The sequence below is a fragment of the Curtobacterium sp. AC272 genome, assembly GCF_979258155.1.
In genome coordinates this window covers 3,552,730-3,574,029 of sequence record NZ_OZ409838.1, presented here as the reverse complement: position 1 = coordinate 3,574,029, position 21,300 = coordinate 3,552,730, and the positions used below count along the sequence as shown (strand labels likewise).

The 21,300-nt window shown below is 71.4% G+C and carries 16 protein-coding genes and 3 pseudogenes; 5 read left to right on the top strand and 14 right to left on the bottom strand.

What is annotated here, in order from left to right; genetic code table 11:
* Window positions 1-3 precede the first annotated feature (3 nt).
* The 8 genes from ACZZ0J_RS18380 to ACZZ0J_RS18345 all read right to left on the bottom strand — a co-directional run bounded on the left by ACZZ0J_RS18380 (window position 4) and on the right by ACZZ0J_RS18345 (window position 10,249).
* Window positions 4-798 carry a polyprenol monophosphomannose synthase gene (locus tag ACZZ0J_RS18380; RefSeq protein WP_123294027.1) on the bottom strand — a complete coding sequence of 265 codons (795 nt, stop codon included), beginning with the start codon at window positions 796-798 and terminating at the stop codon, window positions 4-6.
* 127 nt (window positions 799-925) lie between these two features.
* A complete protein-coding gene (locus tag ACZZ0J_RS18375; protein ID WP_463437949.1) occupies window positions 926-1,537 on the bottom strand; it encodes a sortase domain-containing protein in 612 nt (203 codons plus the stop codon).
* Window positions 1,534-2,688, bottom strand: coding sequence for a glycosyl hydrolase family 8 (locus ACZZ0J_RS18370; protein WP_463437948.1), 1,155 nt, complete (start codon window positions 2,686-2,688; stop codon window positions 1,534-1,536). The genes ACZZ0J_RS18375 and ACZZ0J_RS18370 overlap by 4 nt, the downstream gene beginning before the upstream one ends.
* 102 nt (window positions 2,689-2,790) lie before the next feature.
* Complete coding sequence (locus tag ACZZ0J_RS18365; RefSeq protein ID WP_463437947.1) at window positions 2,791-3,612, bottom strand: DUF4397 domain-containing protein; 822 nt, start codon at window positions 3,610-3,612, stop codon at window positions 2,791-2,793.
* A 347-nt stretch (window positions 3,613-3,959) separates the two neighbouring features.
* On the bottom strand, window positions 3,960-5,948 hold the full coding sequence (locus ACZZ0J_RS18360; RefSeq protein WP_194648189.1) for an ArnT family glycosyltransferase: 1,989 nt from the start codon (window positions 5,946-5,948) through the stop codon (window positions 3,960-3,962).
* Window positions 5,945-7,936, bottom strand: coding sequence for a glycosyltransferase (locus ACZZ0J_RS18355; RefSeq protein ID WP_463437946.1), 1,992 nt, complete (start codon window positions 7,934-7,936; stop codon window positions 5,945-5,947). Before ACZZ0J_RS18355 ends, ACZZ0J_RS18360 begins: the two co-directional genes overlap by 4 nt.
* A 264-nt stretch (window positions 7,937-8,200) precedes the next feature.
* Window positions 8,201-9,205, bottom strand: coding sequence for an aldo/keto reductase family protein (locus ACZZ0J_RS18350; RefSeq protein ID WP_194648192.1), 1,005 nt, complete (start codon window positions 9,203-9,205; stop codon window positions 8,201-8,203).
* Window positions 9,206-9,868: 663 nt separating this feature from the next.
* Entirely contained in the window at window positions 9,869-10,249 is a 381-nt protein-coding gene (locus ACZZ0J_RS18345; protein ID WP_463437945.1) for a hypothetical protein, read from the bottom strand.
* A 157-nt stretch (window positions 10,250-10,406) separates the two neighbouring features.
* Between ACZZ0J_RS18345 and ACZZ0J_RS18340 the strand changes: the two genes are divergently transcribed.
* The 4 genes from ACZZ0J_RS18340 to ACZZ0J_RS18325 all read left to right on the top strand — a co-directional run bounded on the left by ACZZ0J_RS18340 (window position 10,407) and on the right by ACZZ0J_RS18325 (window position 13,443).
* Window positions 10,407-10,628: a hypothetical protein gene (locus tag ACZZ0J_RS18340; RefSeq protein WP_463437944.1), complete on the top strand. Its 222-nt coding sequence runs from the start codon at window positions 10,407-10,409 to the stop codon at window positions 10,626-10,628.
* 109 nt (window positions 10,629-10,737) lie between these two features.
* Window positions 10,738-11,298, top strand: a complete 561-nt coding sequence (locus tag ACZZ0J_RS18335; protein WP_123340768.1) for a YceI family protein — start codon at window positions 10,738-10,740, stop codon at window positions 11,296-11,298.
* Window positions 11,299-12,120: 822 nt separating this feature from the next.
* A complete protein-coding gene (locus ACZZ0J_RS18330; protein ID WP_463437942.1) occupies window positions 12,121-12,426 on the top strand; it encodes a DinB family protein in 306 nt (101 codons plus the stop codon).
* A gap of 69 nt (window positions 12,427-12,495) precedes the next feature.
* Window positions 12,496-13,443, top strand: a complete 948-nt coding sequence (locus ACZZ0J_RS18325; RefSeq protein WP_463437941.1) for an aldo/keto reductase — start codon at window positions 12,496-12,498, stop codon at window positions 13,441-13,443.
* 194 nt (window positions 13,444-13,637) lie between these two features.
* On the opposite strand, the gene ACZZ0J_RS18320 is transcribed toward ACZZ0J_RS18325, so the two are convergent.
* On the bottom strand, window positions 13,638-14,561 hold the full coding sequence (locus ACZZ0J_RS18320; RefSeq protein ID WP_463437940.1) for an oxygenase MpaB family protein: 924 nt from the start codon (window positions 14,559-14,561) through the stop codon (window positions 13,638-13,640).
* A 96-nt stretch (window positions 14,562-14,657) separates the two neighbouring features.
* Here ACZZ0J_RS18320 and ACZZ0J_RS18315 point away from each other — a divergent pair.
* Window positions 14,658-16,343 (top strand): annotated as a pseudogene (locus ACZZ0J_RS18315) (long-chain-fatty-acid--CoA ligase).
* Between the two features lie 35 nt (window positions 16,344-16,378).
* Here the strand turns inward: ACZZ0J_RS18315 and ACZZ0J_RS18310 are convergent.
* The 5 genes and pseudogenes from ACZZ0J_RS18310 to ACZZ0J_RS18290 form a co-directional block, all read right to left on the bottom strand.
* On the bottom strand, window positions 16,379-16,954 hold the full coding sequence (locus ACZZ0J_RS18310) for an EamA family transporter (protein ID WP_463437939.1): 576 nt from the start codon (window positions 16,952-16,954) through the stop codon (window positions 16,379-16,381).
* A gap of 11 nt (window positions 16,955-16,965) precedes the next feature.
* A pseudogene (locus tag ACZZ0J_RS18305) lies at window positions 16,966-17,289 on the bottom strand (EamA/RhaT family transporter); the annotation flags it as partial.
* A 53-nt stretch (window positions 17,290-17,342) separates the two neighbouring features.
* Window positions 17,343-19,243, bottom strand: a pseudogene (locus ACZZ0J_RS18300) (APC family permease).
* 155 nt (window positions 19,244-19,398) lie between these two features.
* On the bottom strand, window positions 19,399-19,554 hold the full coding sequence (locus ACZZ0J_RS18295) for a hypothetical protein (RefSeq protein WP_463437938.1): 156 nt from the start codon (window positions 19,552-19,554) through the stop codon (window positions 19,399-19,401).
* 115 nt (window positions 19,555-19,669) lie between these two features.
* Window positions 19,670-21,079 carry a PspC domain-containing protein gene (locus tag ACZZ0J_RS18290; protein WP_463437936.1) on the bottom strand — a complete coding sequence of 470 codons (1,410 nt, stop codon included), beginning with the start codon at window positions 21,077-21,079 and terminating at the stop codon, window positions 19,670-19,672.
* Between the last annotated feature and the right edge of the window lie 221 nt (window positions 21,080-21,300).

Here is a 21,300-nt window from a genome sequence, read left to right as displayed (position 1 = left end):
GGGTCAGGCGGCGTGGTCGGCCACGGCGTGCGCGTTCGTGCGCACGGACGGCAGCTTCCGGTGGTCCTTGACCAGGGAACGGGTCTCGCGGATGCGGCGGTCGATGCCCCACTTCGTCACGAGGGCCAGGCTCTCGCGCACGATGTTGCCGCTCATCTTCGAGACACCGAACTCCCGCTCGGTGAACGTGATCGGGGTCTCGACGACGCGCAGGCCAGCCTCGAGGGCACGCCAGCACAGGTCCACCTGGAAGCAGTACCCCTTCGACGCGACGCCGGCCAGGTCGATCCGCTCGAACGCCCGCGAGGTGAAGACCCGGAACCCGCCGGTGGCGTCGCGGACAGCGATGCCGAGGGCCAGGCGCGTGTAGAGGTTGCCGCCACGGGAGAGCAGTTCGCGGTACCAGGGCCAGTTCTCCACCTTGCCGCCCTTGATCCAGCGGGACCCGAGCACGAGGTCGTTCGTGTCCGCGAGCTCGAGCATCCACGGCAGGTACTCGGGGTGGTGCGAGCCGTCGGCGTCCATCTCGACGAGCTTGGCGTAGCCGTGCTCGAGGCCCCACGCGAACCCGGACAGGTACGCGCCGCCGAGGCCGTCCTTCACCGTGCGGTGCATGACGTGCACGCGGTCGGTCTCGCGTGCGATGGCGTCGGCGATGTCACCGGTGCCGTCGGGTGAGTTGTCGTCGACGACGAGCACGTGGACGTTCTCGTCGGTGGCGGCGAGCGTGCGCTCGACGATGGGACGGACGTTCTCCGCCTCGTCGTAGGTCGGGATGATGACCAGGGTCTCGCTCATGGTGCTCCTCGTGCTCCACATCGAATGTATCGGTCGGTGGTGGGTCAGTCCGACGAGAGGTCTGCGAACACGATCAGGTTGTCCGTGTAGTGCCCGGTGGCGGTGTCGAACACGCCGTCGCAGGTGATCAGTCGGAGCTGGGGGTCGGGGTGGTGCCGTAGACGTCGCTCGTCGGGAACGCCGACTTGGCGGCGCGTTCCGAGCGGTCGACGGTGAAGGTGCGGGTGCTGCCGTCGGACATCGCGACGTGGATCTCGTCGCCGGCGACCAGTTCGTCGAGCCGGAAGAACACCGCGGCGCTCGTCGGGCTGTCGACGTGGCCGGCGATGACGGCCGGGCCGACCTCACCGGGGACGATGCCGTCGCTGAACCACCCGGCGCTGTCCCAGTCGACGGGCGGATCGAGTTCGCCGGCCGTGCCGCGGTGCAGGTCCTCGAGGTTCGACTGCACGCCGATCGCGGGGATCGAGACGCTGACGGGGGTCGCCGCGGATCGGGCAGCGGGTGCCGCCGGGTCCTGGAACCCCTCGATGCCCGACCCCGCAGAACCCGACCCGGCAGACGCAGAAGCAGACGGCGCCGACCCGGCCCGCCCGTCCGACCCATCGCTGCCGACGGTCGACGCGAGCGCCACACCGGTGACACCGCCGCCCACGACGACCGCGGCGAGCACGGCCCCGATCACCACGCCACGACGTCCGAACACCGAACCGCGCCCGGCGGACCGTCGGCCGGTCACGATGCTCCTCCGGCCGTCGTCGCGCAGCCGCCGAGCACGTCCGAGGTGAGCATGGTCGAACCGAGTGCCGCCCAGGCGTCCCCGTAGTAGGTCGGCGTGGTGGCGGCCGTCCGGTCTGCACGCTCGAGGTCGTCGGCAGCCGCACCGGAGGAACCGGCCGCGTACTCCGCGGCGGCCCGGGCGGTGTACGCCAGGGCGTTCGTGTCCCCGGTCACGGCGGTGCCGCCCAGGTCGAGCTGCGCCGCGAGCTGCGTCGTCCGACGCAGGGTCGGGGCGAGCGACCCGGCCAGGGCGCGGTCGTCGGCGGAGCAGGCCTCGGCGTAGCGGACGGGCGTCCGCATCGCGTCGTAGCCGTACAGCACGCGCTGGTCTCCACCGGTGGCGGGCATCGGGTCGACGGTGCCGTCGGCGTGCACCTGCGACCAGTCGCTCGGCAGCTGCGACTCGTCGAGCACCGCCGCGGTCGCCGCGCGGGACCCACGGTTCAGCGCGGTCCAGCGGTCGTCGCCCGTGGCCTTCGCCAGCACCGCGAAGGCTGCCGGCGACGCGTACGAGGCGTTGTACCGGTACGGCTCGGAGTCCGCCCACGGCCCGGGCAGCAGGATCGTGCCGAGCTCCGTGGTCGCGGTCTCGTGTTCCAGGATCGCCGAGGCGATGCGCTTGCCGGCTGCCGTGTAGCGGTCCTCGCCCCACGCGTCGCCGGCGAGCACCAAGGCCCGCGCGGCGTCGAGGTCGGCGTCGCTCGCCGGCTGCTCGTCGGCGACACCGTCGTCGGGCGTCCAACGCCAGGCGAGCAGGTCGTCGTCGGTCAGCATGTGCGCCTTCGTCCACTTCCAGATGTCGTCGAACCGGTCGCGGTCACCGTTCGCGAAGGCGATGAGCAGCCCGTAGGCCTGTCCCTCGCTGACGGTGTCGTCGCCCTGGTCGGTGCGGACGACACGGCCGTCCTGCACGTACCGGTCGAGGAACTCCGTGCGGAGCTCCTTCGGGGAGCGTGCCGCGTCGGGCGCGCTGGTCGAGGTCGGGGTGGCGACCGAGCCGCTCGAGGCCTCGGTGTCCTGCCCCCACGGGCGAACCGCGATGAGCGCGACGCCGACGGCGACGACCACCGCCGCTGCGGCGGTGACGGGTATCCAGGTCCTGCGGGTCATGCTGGCCTGCCTTTCCGTGGATGGTGACGAAGGATCTGGACGGGGAGGACCGGATCACGTGCGCGTGTCGGCGCACGTGATCCGTGCCTCCCGGCCAGGGCGTCAGCGGTACAGCGAGCGGAGCGACGCGATGGCCGCGTGGACGGCCTCCGTCATCAGGCGGTCGGCGGCTGCGCCGCCGCCACCCGTCTGCACGCCACCGGTCGGGGTCGCGGCGGTGGCCGCGGCGTCCGTCACCGGCACGACCGTCAGGTCGCCCTTGCTGTCGTCGAGGACGAACAGGGTGGAGACCGTGTTGCCCGCGAGGTCGACACTGGCGGTGCCCTGCTGGCCGCTGCCGGAGACGTCGAGCGTCCACTTGCCGGAGTCGACGGTGGCGTACTTGGTGGCGGTGCCGAACTTCGCTCCCTCGGCGATGGCGGTGCCCTCGGAGGTGCTCACGTCGACCTGCTTCGCCGTGGTGGCGGCCTGGACGAGCCGGAGCTTCGCCTTGCCGTCGCCGGGCTGCTGCAGGTCGTCGGTGAACGCCGTCGTCTTGAGGTCGGTGTTCTTGCCGTACGCGACGACCGTGCTCGCGTCGCCCTTGTCGACCTTGACGTCGGTGGAGATCACCGGCGTCGAGTCCGGGGCGTCCGAGGCCCGCATCGACAGCACGTAGGTGCCGACCGGGAGCTCCTGGTACTTGCTGACCTGGCCGTACGTGACGTCGTCGAGCTCGAAGATCGTCTTGCCGCCGGACAGGCTGGACAGCTCGACGTCGACGCCCTTGGTGTCGGGCGAGAGGTGGCCGACGCGGAGCCAGCCCTCGTCGGCGGTGGCGGCGGAGGCGGTCTGGGGCGCTGCGAGTCCGACGGTCGCGGCGACGAGGGTCGCTGCGAGTGCGCCGACGACGACGGTGCGGCGTCGCTGGGTGTGTGCGGTCATGGTCGTGCTCCTTCGGGTCGTGGTGCTGGTCGAGTTCTGTGCGGTGGTGCTGCGGGCGTTCCCGGGGGCGTCGCTGCGGGTGTTCCCGCGGACCGCCCCGCGAGCGGGCGAAATGCCGGGGTCGCCGTCCGGAGCACCCCGGTGTTTCGCCCGCTCGGCGATCCCGCGTGTGCGGGTGGTGCGAGCCGCCCCGCGAGCGTCGCCGCGCGTCGCCCCGCGAGCGTCGCCGCGCGTCGCCCCGCGAGCGGGCGAAATGCCGGGGTCGCCGTCCGGAGCACCCGGGCATTTCGCCCGCTCGGCGAACTGCTCGGCGAACCGCTCGGCGGACGGGGCGGCAGGGCGGCGGGTCACGAGGCGCTCGTCGCGGTCGTGGTCGGGTCCGCCGGGGTGTAGGTGACGGTGAGGCGTTCGCCCTCACGCTCGACCGACGCCGGCCGGAACGAATCGGGCATCGCCTCGAAGGTGGCGGCCACGCGCTCCGCCGAGGCAGCGTCGCTCGTGTGCAGGACGGCGGTGCGGAACGGCTGGCCGGTCTCGCCCGTGAGCGGGGTGAACCGGTCGACGCGGACGTCCTGGTCGGCGAGCACCTGGCCGAGCGCGATCATCGCTCGCGAGTCGACCTGACCCGCGCGGAACTGCGACTTCGTGCCGTCGTCGGCCCGGAGTGCCGGGTTCGACGCCAGCTCGGTGCCCATGGTCTTCCGCAGGTCGCTGGCCCGGGTGATCGCGGTCTGCGCGGCCGTCGATCCCTCGGCGTGGATGCGTCGGACCTCGACCTGCTGGTCGCCGGACCCGAAGGTCGCGACGGCCGTCGAGTTCTCGATCGCCTGGCGGATGTCGGACGACGAGTTGCCGCCGGTCCGCATGGAGTCCGTCGTGATGACGTAGTCCGAGTCCTTCCACCCGTTGGGCGACTGGCGCTCCACGGCTCCGTCGGTGTCGAGCTTGTAGTACCAGACCACGTTGTTCCGGGCGAAGCCGTCCTCGACGAGGTCGACCCACATGGCGTCGTCCACCAGCAGTCGGGAGGACTTCGAGACGTTGTCCCCGACCCACTGCTCGGCCTGCTGCATCGGCAGGTCGAGGTTGCCCAGGACGAAGCCGCGAAGCTGTGTTCCCCAGAGCGGCACCGCCACGACGAGTGCGACCGCGGTGGTGACGGCCCAGGTGATCCCGAGTCCGCGACGGGTCCCGGCGCCGAGGCGGGTACGGGTGCGGACCCGACCGGCGATCGCCAGGACGGCACGCTCGGCCGTGTAGGCGACCAGCAGGGCGGCGAAGGGGATGAGCATGATGACGTACGGCACCGGCAGGTACCCGTTCGGGCGGAACATCATCGCGAGCAGGAAGACGAGCATCGCGGCGATCGGACGGACCCGGCGCATGAAGAGCCCGACGACCGCGGCGGCCGAGCCGAGCACGATGAACACCGGGTCGAGCGCCCACCACTGCGACGCGGCGGCGTTGGCCAGGCTGCCCGGGTCGAACAGCGAACCCGATGCCGAGCGCGAGCCGAGCTGGTAGGTGATGCCCTCGAACAGGCTGACCCGACCGCTGCTCGGCAGCAGCTCGCCCTTGACCGCGGCGAGCAGCAGGTACCCGCCGCCGATGATGACGAGGACGGCGCCGGCGACGCTCAGCGTGTACCGGCGCGTGCTCTTGTCGGCGCGACGGATCGCCATCCAGATGAGGAACGGCAGCGCGAGCAGGTACGTCTCCTTGGAGAGCACCGCGATGCCGAGGCACGCAGCGGCGCCGGCGAACCCGGCGAGCTGCTGACGACGGCTCAGGACGAGGACGAACGCGGCGAGCAGCCACGGCGTCGCGACGTTGTCGATGTAGACCGTGCGGTGGTACTGCAGGGCGAGCGGCGACAGCGCGAAGACGAGTCCGGCTGCGGCAGCGGTGATCCGGCCGGCACCGAGGCGGCGGGCCAGGACGAACAACAGGATGCTCGAGACGGCGGAGAAGAAGACCATCGCCTCGCGCCCGGCCTCGACGGCGAACGGGTAGCGCGCGAACGCCCCGGTCAGGCCGGTGTAGCCGGCGATCTGGATCCAGCCGAGTGGCGGGTGGTCGTACCAGTACGTGTAGTGCGTGATCTCGCCGAGGTGCATGATCGCCCAGGCCTGCGCCGTGTACGTGCCCTCGTCGTCGATCCGCTGCGGGGTGCCGGACATGTTCCAGGCCTGCACGATGACGGTGACGGCGACGACCGGCAGCAGCCACGTCAGGCTCGCGGCGTGCCGGCGGAACCAGGCGCCGATGCCGGTGTGCTCACCGGCGACGGCACCGCGGATCGGGATGCCGGTGGTGTTGGTGATGCTGGCGGTCATCGGGTCCCTCCTGTGGTCGTGCCGGCGAGCTCACGCTCGGAAGACGAAGACGAAGACGAAGACGAAGACGACGTCGCGCCCGCGGACCCGGTCAACTCCGACGCGAAGCCGACGACCTCAGCGGGCTGCTCAGTGTTCCGGTGCTGGCCCGTGTGCTCCGTCTTCTCCCAGCCGTTCTGCCCCTTGGCGTGGCGGACGACGGCTCGGACGGCTGCTGCGGCGAGGAAGATCTGGTACGGCACGAGACCGAGCACGAGCTTCACGTAGTCGCGGAACCGGACCTTCTCCTTGTAGATGCGACCGAACTCGTTGAGGCCGACGACCTCGACGGCCAGCAGCATGAGCGTCGGTGCCACCGGGATGAACGACACCAGGGCGATCGCCGTCGGCACCTTGACGAACAGGATCATCAGGACGCTGAGCGGGATGAGCAGACCGGTGGCCGCCTGGATGAACGGCATGGTCAGCATGTACCGGGCGAAGAAGCGCTGACGGAACGACGGCAGCTTCTTCCACTCCCCCTTGCCGAGCACCTGCAGGAAGCCCTGGTTCCAGCGCGTCCGCTGCTTGAGCAGCGAGGCGAAGGTCGGCGGGGTCTCCTCGCGGGTGACGGCCTCGGGGCTGTAGGCGACGACGACCTTCGCGCCGTCGGCGGACAGGCGGACGCCGAGCTCGCAGTCCTCGGCGAGGCAGTGCGCGTCCCAGCCGTTCGACCAGTCGAGGCGCTCCTTCGTCACGAAGACGGTGTTGCCGCCGAGCGGGATGAACTTCGAGCCGGCGTGGAAGTGCAGGCGCGAGCGGAACCAGAAGTAGTACTCCAGGACGTTCCGGAGCGACCACCAGCTGGACTTGAAGTTCATCAGCTGCACGCCGCCCTGGACGACGTCGGCGCCGGTCTCCTGGAACCGCGAGTCCACCAGGGTGAGCAGGTGCGGGTAGACCTCGTCCTCGGCGTCGAACACGCCCACGACGTCACCGGTCGCGTACTGCAGCGCCAGGTTCATCGCCTTCGGCTTGTTCTTCGGCAGGGTGTCGTCGACGACCACCCGGATCAGCTCGGGGTGGCGGGCTGCGGCGGCGCGCACGACGGCGTCCGTCTCCGGGTCGTCCTCGCCGACAATGGCGATGATCTCGAAGTCGGGGTGGTCCTGCTTCGCGAGCATGTCGAGCGTCTGGCCCATGACCTCCTGCTCGTGTCGTCCGGGCACCAGCAGGGTGAAGCGGTGCGCGGCCGGGCGCGGGGTCTGGCTGAAGCTCGTCGACTTCAGCGCGTCCCGCGAGCGCCAGGCGTGCAGCATCCACCAGAGGGTCGTCAGCGCGACGATCGTGAGCAGCACGGAGATCGCGATGAGGGCGGAGTAGCCGATCCACTCACCCAGCGACCACGCGGCCTGCTGGACGGCACCGGAGCCTCCGGTCGGGACGTCGGTGGTCCCTCGGTTCGGGACGCTCGACGGAGCGGTCCCTCGTTCGGCTGGAGCAGCGGCCCTGCGGCCGTCAGCAGCGTGGCGGAGATGGTCATGCGGCGAGCCCTTCGTGCGACGAGCATCGGTGGAACGGAAGACGAGGGCCTTGTACGCGGCGAACCGGAAGGCGGTTCCGAGCACGAGGCCGACGCCGTTGCCGGCGACGTTGTCGGCGAGGGTCGAGGTGAACCCGAGGACGTAGTGCGAGACGAACAGGCAGGCCGCGGCGATGCCGAGCCCGACCAGGTTCGTGGCAGCGAAGAGCAGCCCCTCGCGCACGGTCTCGCGGCGGCCGGTCTGGCGCTCGGCGCGGAACGTGATGAAGCGGTTGCCGATCCACGCCACGGCGGTCGACACGACGGCCGACACGATCTTCGCGGCGATGGGACCGTCGGGCATGACGGTGGCGCGCAGCAGGTTGTAGATGCCCAGGTCGATGACGAAGCAGACGGCACCGATCGTGCCGAACGACGCGAGTTGCCTCGCGGTGGCGAGCAGGCGCGAGACCGTGCCGGGTCGCACGGTCGGCACCGTACCGGTGTCGGGTGACACCAGAACGGGGGTATCAGTTCGGGTCATGCCCCCGATTCGGGGGTGACCGGATTACCGTTTGGGTGGGGTACGGGCTTACCCAGGCATCTGCCAGTTCCACGACACGTGCCGTTCATCCGGGGTACGGACGGCCGGTCTGTGCAGACCGGACCGGTCTGTGCAGGTCAACAAGAAGCGGACGGGAGGCCCGTGGCGGCGTCGCCACGGGCCTCCCGTCTGATGGTGGGTCGCGTCTCAGGCGGGACGCTGCGCCGGCGACACGGTCTTGGCCGCGTCGCGCTCCGGGAGGTCACCCAGGGCCGCGTCGATCGCAGCGAGCGCGTCGGCGTCGAGCGTGACGCCCGCTGCCTTGACGTTGTCCGTGACCTGCTCCGGACGCGAGGCACCGACGATGGCGCTGGCGACGTTGTCGTTCTGCAGGGTCCACGCGATCGCGAGCTGCGCGAGGGTGAGGCCGGCCTGGTCGGCGACGGGCTGCAGGCGCTGCACGGCCTCGAGGACCTCGTCGCGCATGAACCGTTTGATCATGTCGGCGCCGCCCTTCTCATCCGTGGCACGTGAGCCCTCGGGCAGCGGCTGACCCGGCTTGTACTTGCCGGTCAGCACGCCCTGCGCGATGGGCGACCAGACGATCTGCGACAGGCCGAGCTGCTTCGAGGCGGGGACGACCTCGCCCTCGATGACCCGCCACAGCATCGAGTACTGCGGCTGGTTCGAGATGAGCTGGAAGCCGAGCTCCTTCGCGAGCGCTGCGCCGGCGCGGATCTGCTCGGCGTTCCACTCGCTGACGCCGATGTAGAGCGCCTTGCCCTGACGGACGACGTCCGCGAAGGCCTGCATGGTCTCCTCGAGCGGGGTCTCGTGGTCGTAGCGGTGCGCCTGGTAGAGGTCGACGTAGTCGGTCTGCAGGCGGGTCAGCGAGCCGTTGATCGACTCCGTGATGTGCTTGCGGCTGAGGCCGACGTCGTTGTGCTGCTTGGGGCCGGTGGGCCAGTACACCTTCGTGAAGACCTCGAGCCCCGCACGCCGCTCGCCCTTGAGCGCTTCGCCGAGGACGGTCTCGGCGGCGGTGTTGGCGTACGTGTCCGCGGTGTCGAACGTGGTGATGCCGGCGTCGAGCGCTGCCCGCACGCACTGGGAGGCGACGTCGTTCTCGACCTGCGAGCCGTGCGTCAGCCAGTTGCCGTAGGTGATCTCGGAGATCTTGAGTCCGGAGTTGCCCAGGTACCTGAATTCCATGGTCCCGACGCTACTGGAGCCCGCCGACACGTGAGGGGCCCCGCGAGTGCCTGCCGCCCGCCGCGCGGTGGGTGGGGTGGCGGGTGGGGGTGGGTCGGCGTGCGGTGCGGTCGGCCGCCGCGAGCGGGGTCCCGCGAGCGGGGGTCCCGCGAGCGGGCGAAATGACGGCGTGCCCGACGGCGGCACCCGGGCAATACGCCCGCTCGCGTCGTCGCCGAGGTCGCGACCGCGGCAGGCTCGCCGAACCAGACGAGCTGACGCCGCCCTCACGGTCCCGACCGCTGCATTGAAAGGCGGCGGGCAGCGCTGCGGTCCGCGCCGGCGGGCGCCCCCGCGAGCGGGCGAAATGCCGCGGTCGCCACGCAGCCGGACCCCGGTGTTTCGCCCGCTCGGCCGCGGGCCGACTCCTCCACAGAGGCGCCGGAATCGCAGGCCGTCCACACAGGAGGCACGACGCACCACCGTCGCGCCCGCTCGGCTCCACGATGTGGAGATGACCGCCAGACGCCGACTCCCGTTGACGCTGCGGGACGCCTCGTTCCGCGTCCGTGACGCACTGCATCGAGGGGTGTCCCGCGGCCGCCCGAGGCACGTGACCTCGTCCGCCCGTTCCACGGCATCCGATCCGCGGTTCTGCCACGAACCGTCGCCGAACGCGCCCGGTCACTGGCTCCTCGACTGCGCCCCGACCAGGTGTTCAGCCACGTCACGGCCGCCGCGATCCTCGGCATCCCACTCCCCCGCCGGTTCGAGGGCACACCGCGGCTCCACGTCACGACGATCGGGGTCGATCAGGCGCTCCGTGTCCGCGGCGCCGTCGGACACCGCGCCCACCAGGGCAGGGTCAGCGCGACCAACAGCCGAGGTGTGCGTCTGACGGCCCCGGCGGACACGTTCGTCGCCTTGAGCACGATGTTGACGCTCGACGAACTGATCATCGCGGGTGACGCCCTCGTCGGGTGGCTCGGATGGGCGACGCTCGACGAGCTCATCCAGGCCGTCGGCCGGCGGCGCGGGCTCCGGGGCGTCGTGAAGCTGCGCCACGCTCTCGCGGAGATCAGACCGGGCTCACGCTCCCCAGGTGAGACCAGGGCACGGCTGGCCCTCGTCCGCCGTGGACTCCCGGAACCCGCCCTGAACCACGACGTGATCGTGGACGGTAGGTGGATCGCATGCGTGGACCCTCGCCTACCCCGCACGCGTGGCGATCGAGTATGAGAGTGATCTCCACCGCACCGACCCGGCCACCTTCCGGAAGGACCTCACCCGCGGTGAGCACTTGAAGGACGTGGACTGGTGGTTGGTCCGGGCCACTGCGGACGACGTGGGCCGAGGTGTCGATCGGTTCGTAGAGCGTGTGAGACGACTCCTGCATGCCGGGTTCCGCGCACCGCACGACCACCGCTTCGCGACGCTTCAGTGAACAATGGTTGACGCTTCAACCAAAAGGGTGCACACTGGCGTAGTATCAGGTTGATGCAGGCGCATGGATCGCGTCGCACCACAGACTCTCGTTCGGAAGAAGGACCACCATGACGCTCACCGCCACCACCATCCCCGGCTACCAGACCGGCACCTGGAAGATCGACCCCACCCACTCCGAGGTCACCTTCTCGGTCCGCCACCTCGCGATCAGCAAGGTCAAGGGCAAGTTCGAGACGTTCGACGCAACCGTCGTCACCGCCGAGAACCCCCTCGAGTCGACCGTCGAGGCGAACATCGACGTCGCGTCGATCAACACCGGCCAGGAGCAGCGCGACCAGCACCTGAAGACGAGCGACTTCTTCCTCACCGAGGAGCACCCGCAGCTCACCTTCCGCTCGACGAGCATCGAGGCCAAGGGCGATGACCTGCACATCGCTGGCGACCTGACCCTGCGCGGCGTCACCAAGCCCGTCGTCCTCAAGGCCGAGCTCGGTGGCTTCACGACCGACGGCTACGGCCAGGTCAAGTTCGGCGCCGAGGCGTCCACGAAGATCGACCGCACCGAGTTCGGCGTGAACTGGAACGCAGCGCTCGAGGCCGGTGGCTTCACCCTCGGCAACGACGTGACGATCAACCTCGACGTCCAGTTCGTCCTCCAGGCGGCCTGAGTCCCTTCGGTCTCGCTGCCTGACTGAGGGCACCGAACAGCACCACCCGAACCCGAGACACCGCCCCGGCTCCCCACGGAGCCGGGGCGTTCGTCGTCCCTGCCGGGCTTCGGGGGTGCGCGCGTGCCCACTGCCCGCCGCTGTAACCCGAGCGGGTGCGCCATCGCGAGCGCAACCGGGCGAAAAACCAGCCTCATCTCGTACTCGACCCCGGCATTCCGCCCGCTCGCTCAGGGACCACGCCCTGGCACGCCCCTCCGGTGTCAGCGAGTGCAGTGCGAACCGAACCCCGCGCGGGCGTGAACGGGCGGAAACGTCCGGTGGGTACGCTCACGGCCGCGGCATTTCGCCCGCTCGGCCGGGCTCCTCGGCGTAGCGTTGGGCAGCGGACGGGGGCACGCCCGCGAAGCACGGGAATCCGCACACCCGCCCTCGAGTTACAACGACACACGCACGACACACACGCACGACACACCCGCACCAACCGCACCACCCGCACCACCCGCACCAAGCACCACCCGCACCACGCACCGCACGCCAGCCCGACGAACAGGAGCACCACCATGGCCACCGACTGGATCGCGATGCAGGCCCTCGCGGCAGCCGAGTTCGGCCGCCGCGTCGCCGCCGTGACGGACTGGGACGCCGCCACCCCCGACTCCGAGTGGACCACCCGCGACCTCGTCACCCACGTGGTGGACGAGCAGCGCTGGATCCCGAAGCTCCTCACCGGGTGCGACTACGCCCAGGCCGAGGCCGACCTCGAGTCCATCGGCGACGACCTCGTGTCCGAGTGGCAGCGCTTCGCGACCGCAGCGACCGATGCGTGGCGGAACGCCCCGCAGGACACCCCGTGCACTCAGCACCGACGTCGTGCCGGCTGGCCAGTACCTGACCGAGCAGACCAGCGACATCACGATCCACACATGGGACCTGGCACGGGCGACCGGCACGGACGAGTCCCTGCCGGACGAGCTCGTGCAGGCGGTGTGGGAGTACTTCGAACCGCAGATCGAGGACCTCGCGGCCACCGGCTTGTACGCCGCCCCGGTCGACGTCGACGAGGACGCTCCGCTGCAGGTCCGCCTGCTCGCCGTCACAGGCCGCGATGCCAAGGTGAGCGCATGACCAACGCAGCGCCGAGCAACGCAGTCACCACCACCCGCCTCGGCGCCTCCGGCCTCGGAGATCAGCACCGTGATCCTCGGCATGATGTCCTACGGCGCCCCCGACCGCGGCTCGCACGCGTGGAGCGTCGGCATCGACGAGGCCCGCCCCTTCGTCCGTCGCGCGTTCGACGCCGGCATCACCACCTTCGACACGGCGAACGTGTACTCCGACGGCTCCAGCGAGGAGATCACCGGCACGCTCCTCAAGGAACTCGCCCCGCGCGAGGACGTCCAGGTCCTCACCAAGGTCTTCAACCGGATGCGGCCCGGTCGGAACGGCGCCGGGCTCTCCCGCGCCGCGATCATGCACGAGATCGACGCCTCGCTGACCCGGCTCGGCACGGACTACGTCGACCTGTACCAGATCCACCGCTTCGACCCGGTGACCCTGATCGAGGAGACGATGGAGGCCCTGCACGACGTCGTCAAGGCCGGCAAGGCCCGCTACCTCGGCGCGAGCAGCATGTGGACGTGGCAGTTCGCGCAGATGCAGCACGTCGCCGACCTGCACGGTTGGACCCGCTTCGTCAGCATGCAGGACCAGTACAACCTGCTCGAACGCGAGGAAGAACGCGAGATGCACCCCTTCGCGCACGCGACGGGCGTCGGCGTGATCCCGTGGAGCCCCTCGCCCGCGGCAAGGTCACCCGGCCGTGGACGCCGACGGCTCCGGTTCGCGCGCGAGCACCGACGAGTTCGGCAAGACGCTCTACCGCCAGGACGAGGACGCGAACCGCGCGATCGTGGGAGCCGTCGAGTCGATCGCGAGCGACCGCGGCGTGAGCATGGCGCAGATCGCCCTCGCGTGGGTCGCGGGCAAGCCCGCGGTGAGCGCGCCGATCGTCGGTGCGACGAAGGAGCACCACATCGACGACGCGGTCGCGGCCGCCGCGATCACGCTGACCGACGACGAGGTGACGCGACTCGAGTCCGCGTACACGCCCCGGGTGCCGTCCGGTTTCTGACGCTCCCATGAGCGGACGGGAGGCGCGGTGCCAGCTGGCACCGCGCCTCCAGGCCGCCGTTCGGACGCGTCTCCTGCACGCGACACGCCGTCGGGTCAGCACACGCCGTCGTGTCCGCGCGACGCCGCTCCGGCGTCGAGACGCCGCCGGATCCGGCGGCGTCTCGACGTGACGGCGGCGTCTTCCACCGCACACAACCGTCGTCTCAGGCGACGGCGCCGCGCTCGCGTTCGAGGCGCGCGATGCGCACGAGCGCAGCGCGCTCGGTCCCCGTCTGGTTGCCGAGCACCCCGCCGATCCCGTCGAGCACGAGTCCGGTCGCCCGGCCGACGGGCAGTTCGACGGGGCCGATCGCGGGGGTCCGCAGGCCGAGCATCGAGCGGTGGCGGGGGTCGAGGGTCGAGACGGCCCCCTGGAACAGCGCCTGGTAGCCAGGCCGCAGCATCAGCGCGAGCGGCGGGTTCTTGATGAACTTGACGACGTCGCGGGTGCGGGCCGTGACGGCCAGTTCGCCGCGGTCGAGGTACCCGTCCATCTGTGCGCGGAGCTCGGCCTCGGACTCCGGGGCGTCCTCGACGCGCATGAGCCGGCCAGCGGTGGCCCACTCGCGGACGTAGGCGTCGGCACCACCGGGGATCGGGCCGCCCCAGCGCTGCGCGGCGCGGAGGAACGCGTCGGTGAAGGCGAGGTGCACCCAGCGCGCCAGGTCGGGGTCGTTGGCCGCGTAGTCGCGTGCGATGCCGTGGCCGTCGACGTACTGGCCGCGAACCCGCTCGTGCAGGCGCAGCACCCACTCGCTCGCACCACGGGCGGTCGCGGTGTCGCCGTGCGAGACCGTGTAGATCCACCGGATGGTGCCGGCGAGTCGACCGAACGGGTCCTCGCGGTAGCGGGAGTGGTCCGCGACGCCGGCGAGGGCTCCCGGGTGCAGGGCCTGCACGAGGAGTGCGCGGACCCCGGCGACGATCGTCTGCTTGCCGCCGTGCACCGCCCACGTCGCGGAACCGGGGCCGAAGAAGCCGGCGTCGGTGCCGTCCTCGAGTTCGTCGATCCACTCCGGCTTGCTCGTCGCCCCACCGGTGAACGTGTCGTTGAGGCGGGAGCGGAAGGCATCGGAGACGGAGGGCATGGCGTCATCGTCCGTCCGCCCCCTGGGAGCGCGCTCGGCTTCGTGCACCCCGATGCCTCCCAGCGGGCGCCGGGGTGGCCCGCTAGGTTGGGACGCGTGAGCATCGACACGCCTCGTCCCTGGCTTGCCTCGTACGCCCCGGGGGTCCCGCACGACATCGAGGAACAGCACGGTTCCCTGATCGACCTGGTCGAGGAATCGGCGCGACGGTTCCCGGGCAGGGTCGCGCTCGAGTTCTTCAAGCGGACCACCAGCTACGCCGACCTGCAGGAGCAGATCCTCCGCGCGGCGAACGGCCTCCGCAAGCTCGGCGTCGGTGCCGGCGACCGGGTGGCGATCGTGCTGCCGAACTGCCCGCAGCACATCGTGGCGTTCTACGCGGTCCTGCGCCTCGGCGCGATCGTGGTCGAGCACAACCCGCTGTACACGCCGCGCGAGCTCCGCCACCAGTTCGAGGACCACGGCGCCAAGGTCGCGATCGCCTGGGACAAGTCCGTCGCGACGCTGCAGGACTTCCCCGCCGACGTGAAGCTCGACGCGATCGTGTCGGTCGACTCTGACCCGAGCGATGCCCCGCAGCACCCGGCTCGCCCTGGCCCTGCCGGTGGCGAAGGCCCGCGAGTCCCGCGCGAAGCTCACCACCGCGGTGCGCGGCACGACGAAGTGGGACGACCTGGTCCACACCCGCAAGCTGTCGAAGCGCCACCCGCGGCCGTCGACGGACGACATCGCCCTGATCCAGTACACCTCGGGCACCACCGGCACGCCGAAGGGCGCGGTCCTCACGCACCGGAACCTGCTGGCCAACGCCGCACAGGCCCGCGCCTGGGTGCCGCAGATCCGTCGGGGCGACAACGTCGTGTACGCGGTGCTGCCGATGTTCCACGCCTACGGCCTCACGCTGTGCCTGACCTTCGCGATGAGCATGGCCTCGCGGCTCGTGCTGTTCCCGACGTTCGACCCGGCGCTCGTGCTCACCGCGATCAAGAAGCACCCGCCGACGTTCCTGCCCGCCGTCCCGCCGATCTACGCCCGACTGCAGCACGCCGCCGACTCGGCGAAGGTCTCGCTCGAGGGCATCGAGATCGGCATCTCGGGCGCCATGCCGCTGTCGCAGGACATCGTCGAACCGTGGGAAGCCCGGACCGGCGGGTACCTGGTCGAGGGCTACGGGCTGTCCGAGTGCTCCCCCGTACTGATGGCGAACCCGGTGTCCCCGGAGCGTCGCCTCGGCTCCATCGGGCTGCCGTTGTCCTCCACCGAGGCCCGCGTGGTCGACCCCGACGACAGCACGAAGGTGCTCGGCGTCGACGAGCCCGGTGAGCTGCAGGTCCGCGGGCCGCAGGTGTTCCGCGGCTACTGGGGCAAGGCCGAGGCCACGGACGAGGTCTTCACCCCGACGGCTGGTTCCGCACCGGCGACATCGTGGCCATCGGCGCCGACGGCTACGTCCGGATCGTCGACCGGCTCAAGGAACTCATCATCACGGGCGGCTTCAACGTGTCGCCGTCCGAGGTCGAGGACGCCCTGCTCAAGCACCCGAGCGTCAAGGAGGTCGCGGTCGTCGGCATCACGCAGGGCGGCAACGAGCAGGTCGTCGCCGCCGTCGTGCCGAAGGACCCGTCCTCGTTCGACGCCGCGGCGCTGCGGGCGTGGGCGCGTGACCAGCTGGCGGCGTACAAGGTGCCGCGTCGGGTCGTCGTGGTCGAGGACCTGCCGCGCTCGATGATCGGCAAGGTGCTGCGGCGGAAGGTGCGGGACCAGATCCTCGCCGACGACTGACGCGCGTGAGCGTCCGCGGCGGCCGATGACGCGCGTCAGCGCAGGCGTCGCCCCGGCCCCGCGAGCACGGCGAGCCCGGCCACCACGAGCGCGATGCCGACCCACCCCGTCGTGCCGAGGTGCTCCCCGACGACGAGCACGGCGAGCACCGCCGCGACCACGGGCTCGAGCAACGACACCAGGGTCGCGACCGAGGCACCGACGGACCGCAACCCCACGGCGTACAGCGAGTGCCCGAGGACCGTCGGCACCAGCGCGAGGTACAGGAACACCGGCCAGTTGCCGCCCTCGCCGAGGGACGGTGCGCCGGCGACGACCTCGAGCACGACGAGCGGCACGGCAGCGATGCCGAACACGGCGCCGACGAGCCCCCGGCCGTTCGGCAGCCCCGCCGCGACGGCTTCGACCCCGGGCCCGCCGGGCACCGACACCGCCCCGGCCGCCGCGTGCAGGCCCCGCGCCACCGCCCACGAGTACAGCGCGTAGGTGAGTCCGGCGAGCAGGGCACTGGCGATCCCGAGCGCGAGCGCACCACCACCCCTTCGTGTTCCGACCGCGCCAGGGTCACGACGACCATGCCGGCCACGCTCACCAGGGTGGCGATGATCCACCTGCCGGTGACGGGCCTCCTGTCCGACACCCACTCGACGAGCCCCGCGAACACGGGTGACGACCCGATGGCGATGGTGGTGCCGAGGGCGACGCCCGCGTCGGCGAGGGCTGCGTAGAAGGCGACCGCGTAGACGACGAGCGCCCCCGCGCCGAGCAGCGCCCACCCCCGCGTGCGACGCTCGGCGACGGCGCGGAGCGTGCCGCGTCCGGCGACGGCGGCGAGCACGAGTCCACCGATCCCGAACGTGACGGCACCGAAGACGAAGGCGGGGACGCCCGGGGCGAAGTGCGTCGCGGTGCCGGTGGTCCCCCAGACCGCGGCGGCGACGACCACCGCGGCGAGCCCACCAGCGGGCGTCGGGACCCGGCGCCCGCCGGTGGGACCCGTCACGAGACGTGGATGGACGGCCGGCGGTGGACGTCCGGTTCGGCTTCGCGCAGGACCTCGCGCGTGACGGGAGCGACGTCACCGGCACCGGTGAACACGAACCGCAGGGCGTTCCGGATCGGGCTGCCCTCGTTCCACTCGAAGTAGATGCTCGGGACGACCCCGGCGGTGTCGCGGATCGCGAGCAGGGTCGAGGCGATGGTGTTCGGCACGTTGCCGGACCGGACCCGGAGCACACGGTGTCCGTGCACGACGTGCCCCTCGACCAGCAGGTCCTCTTCGAAGTCGGACGAGTCGGCGGGCAGCACCTCGAGGAACATCGTCGGGACGCGCGCGGGGATGCCGGAGTCGCGCCGTTCCTCGCGCCCCTTCGCCCGGTACGCCTCGGCGGTGCCGGCACCCGGCTCGTTCGCGATGATGCAGACCGCGCTGAACTGGTCGGCGTCGGCCTCGACGAACTGCCGGGCCGTTGCGTCCAGCTCGATCGAGGACGCGCGGAGCTCGAACGACCGGCGAACCCGCGAGACGAGCGACACCACGACGATGGCGATGATGAAGATCGCCGCGATCCGGACGCCGTCGGGCCGCTCGATGACGTTCGCGACGGTGGTGTAGACGAACACGACCGAGATGACGCCGAACGCGATGGTGCGCTTCTTCTGCTGCTTGCGACGGGCCGACAGGGTGACCGCGACCGCGGCGCTCGTGATCAGGACGAGCACACCGGTGGCGTAGGCCCCGCCCTGGGCGTCGACGTTCGCGCGGAACACGATCGTGATCAGGAAGGCGATGAGCGTGAAGATGATGACGAGCGGCCGGGTCGCCCGCGCCCACTGCGGGGCCATGCCGTAGCGGGGCAGGAACCGCGGCACCAGGTTGAGCAGGCCGGCCATCGCGCTCGCGCCGGCGAACCACAGGATCGCGACGGTCGAGAAGTCGTAGATCGATCCGAACACCCCGCCGAGGTACTGGTGTGCCAGGAAGGCCAGGCCCGCCCGTTCGCACCGCCGCCCGGCTGGAACTCGTGCTGCGGGATGAGGAAGGTCGTCGCGATCGACGAGGTGATCAGGAACGAGCTCATGATCACGGCCGCGACGGTCAGGAGCCGCTTGGTGCCGCGGATCCGTCCCTCGGGCCGAGCACTCGTGTCGTCCGATGCGTCGCCGCGCACCTGCGGCATCACCGCGACGCCGGTCTCGAACCCGGACAGGCCGAGCGCGAGCTTCGGGAACACGACGAGCGCGATGCCGATCATGACGAGGGGGTTGCTGTGCTGCGCGGTGAGCCCCGACCACCAGTCGCTGGCGACCATCGGGTGCTCGAAGACGTGCCAGAGCGCGACCACCACGACGACGGCGTTCAGCGCGAGGAACACCGCGACGAGGCCGACGGCGATGCCGATCGCCTCCTTGAAGCCGCGGAGGAACACCACGCCGAGCAACAGCAGCAGCGCGAGGGTGAGCGGGACGGGGATCTCGGTGAACCAGTGCGGCGTGTACGGGTTCTCGGCGATGTGCGCCGTGGCGTCCGCCGCCGACAGCGTCATCGTGATCATGAAGTCGGTGACGGCGAACCCGAGCAGCACGAGCACCAGGAGCTTGCCGGCCCACCACGGCAGGAGCTTCTCGAGCATCATGATCGACCCGGCACCGCGGAAGCTGTCGCTCGCGACCCGGCGGTACACCGGTAGCGCACCGAACAGGGTGACGAGCACGAGCACGATCGTGGCGATCGGCGACAGCAGGCCGGCGGCGAGCGCCGCGATCGCCGGCTGGTACCCGAGGGTCGAGAAGTAGTCGACGCCGGTCAGGCACATGACCCGCCACCACGGGTGGGTCTTCTCGACCTCGACCTGGTGCGGACCCTGGTGGGATGCCCCTTGGTGGGCGCCCTGCAGCATCCAGCGACGCAGTCGGGTACTGCGGTCGAGGGGTGGCTCCGTGGCGTCGCGCTGGGCGGCCCGCTCGGCGTCTGTCGCGGTCACGTGGACGATGCTAAGCCGTCCGGGTGACGCACGCGCGCACCCGGACGGCCCCGCCGGACAACCCCGTCCGGCTACCGCGGGGGCCGGGTGAACACCGCCACCAGCCCCGCCACCACCAACAGCGCCCCGGCAGCCAGGCAGGCCGCCAGCAACAGGGTGGTCGGGTCGACCGAGAACACCGGTATCGCACTCACGGCCATCGCGACCGCGAACACGAGCAGCACCACACCCCAGAAGATCGTGCCGAAGCGTGCACCACGGCGCGCCCGCGCAGATGCCGGTACCGGCGCCGCGGGTGGAACGTCTGCGTCGTCTCGTCGTCGTTCGTCATCGTCTCGTCCTTCACTCGTTGACGGTCAGCGCACGGGGCACGTCGGCGGCGCCCCCGAGGATCCACACGTGCACGGTCGTCGTCCCGCCCGCGTCGGCACCGGCGGACCGTGCCGCCCGGTTCTCGACGGTGGTCGTGCTGAACAGCCCACCGCTGCCGTCGTCGCCATCGTCGCCGTCGGTGTCGACGCCGTACCCGACGCCGCTCACTTCGACCCGGACCGGCACGTCGGTCGGCAGCAGCACCTCGGCCCCGCCGGCGCCGAGCCACAGGTTCACGTCCCCGCCGGCGTCGGTCTCGTCGAGGCCGCGCAGGTCGAGGGTCGGTCCGCCGACGAGCATCGCGTAGTTCCGTTCCGATCCGGCGGCGACGCTGTCGACCCGCCAGGTGGTCCCGCCGATCAGCGAGACCTGCGTGCCGGCGGGGAGCACCCCGGTGACGACCAGGGCGACGACCCCGATCGTCGAGAACAGGCCGAGGGCGCCGTCGTCGCGTCCCCGGATCCCGGCGACGATGGTCGCGATCGCCAGCACGGCGACCGCCGCGGCGATGCCGAGCACGGCCACCGGCCAGGCCTGCGCCTGCGCCCAGACCGCGACGCCGGCACCGGCGACGAGCGCCAGCCCGAGCGACACAGCGACGTACGCCGCGCTCGACCGTCGCTCGGCGCGGGTCGCGCGCCACGCGGCCGCTCGCTCCCGTTCGGAGCGCATGCGCTCGTCGTGCCGCCGCTGTCGGTCCTGCGGGGTGCCGGGGGCGTTCCACTGCCAGGAGGCCCGGCCCGCGTCCGACGTCTCCCCTGCGTCCGCCGTCCACGTGGCTCCACCGGCCGGGCGCGGGTCGTCGGGGCTCGTCCAGAAGTCGCGCCGTGCGCTCGCGCCCGTGCCCGTGCCCGTGGCACCGTCCGCGTCGGGCGCCGGCCCGTCGGTACGACGACGGGCGACCACCACGGCCAGCCAGACGATCCCGCCGACGAGCGCGATGCTCCACGCCGTGCGCAGGGTCGCCTCGAGCCAGCCGGGCATCCCCCACGCCGAGGGCACGCCCTGCCACCAGATCCCCTGGACCGCGGGCACGAAGGTCAGCACCACGAAGACGCCGATCCCGATGAGCGCCGGGTCGAGCACGCCGCGGATCATCCGCTCGACGTGGATCCGACCCGTGGTGTCCGGCAGCAGCGCCCACCCGACGGCGTACGCCAGGAAGACCGGACCGCCGAGCAGGGCGACGACGATCGCGACGCCGCGGACGACGAGCGGGTCGAGTCCGGTGCGTCGGGCCACGGCACCGCAGACGCCGGCGAGCCAGCGGTCGTCGGTGCGGGGGACGTCGAGTCCGCGGATCCAGTCGAAGAACCGGGCCGTCGAGTCGGCGGTCCCGGCAGCCGGGCCGGGAGCCGTGTCGTGCTGGTGATCGGTCATGGCCACCAGCATCGCGGCCCGCGGTGGCCGACACCATCGGGGTTCCCCCTGACCGGTCCCTGATCCCTGCCCCGACCCCTGCTGGTTCGGGCACCCGAGTGCCAGGATTGGCCCATGGCCACCGCTCGGATGACCCGCCCGACCCCCAGGGTCCTCGGCGGCGTCTGCAGCGGGTTCGCGACGCACGCCGGTCTGCCCCTGGGGCAGTCCGCGCGGCGACG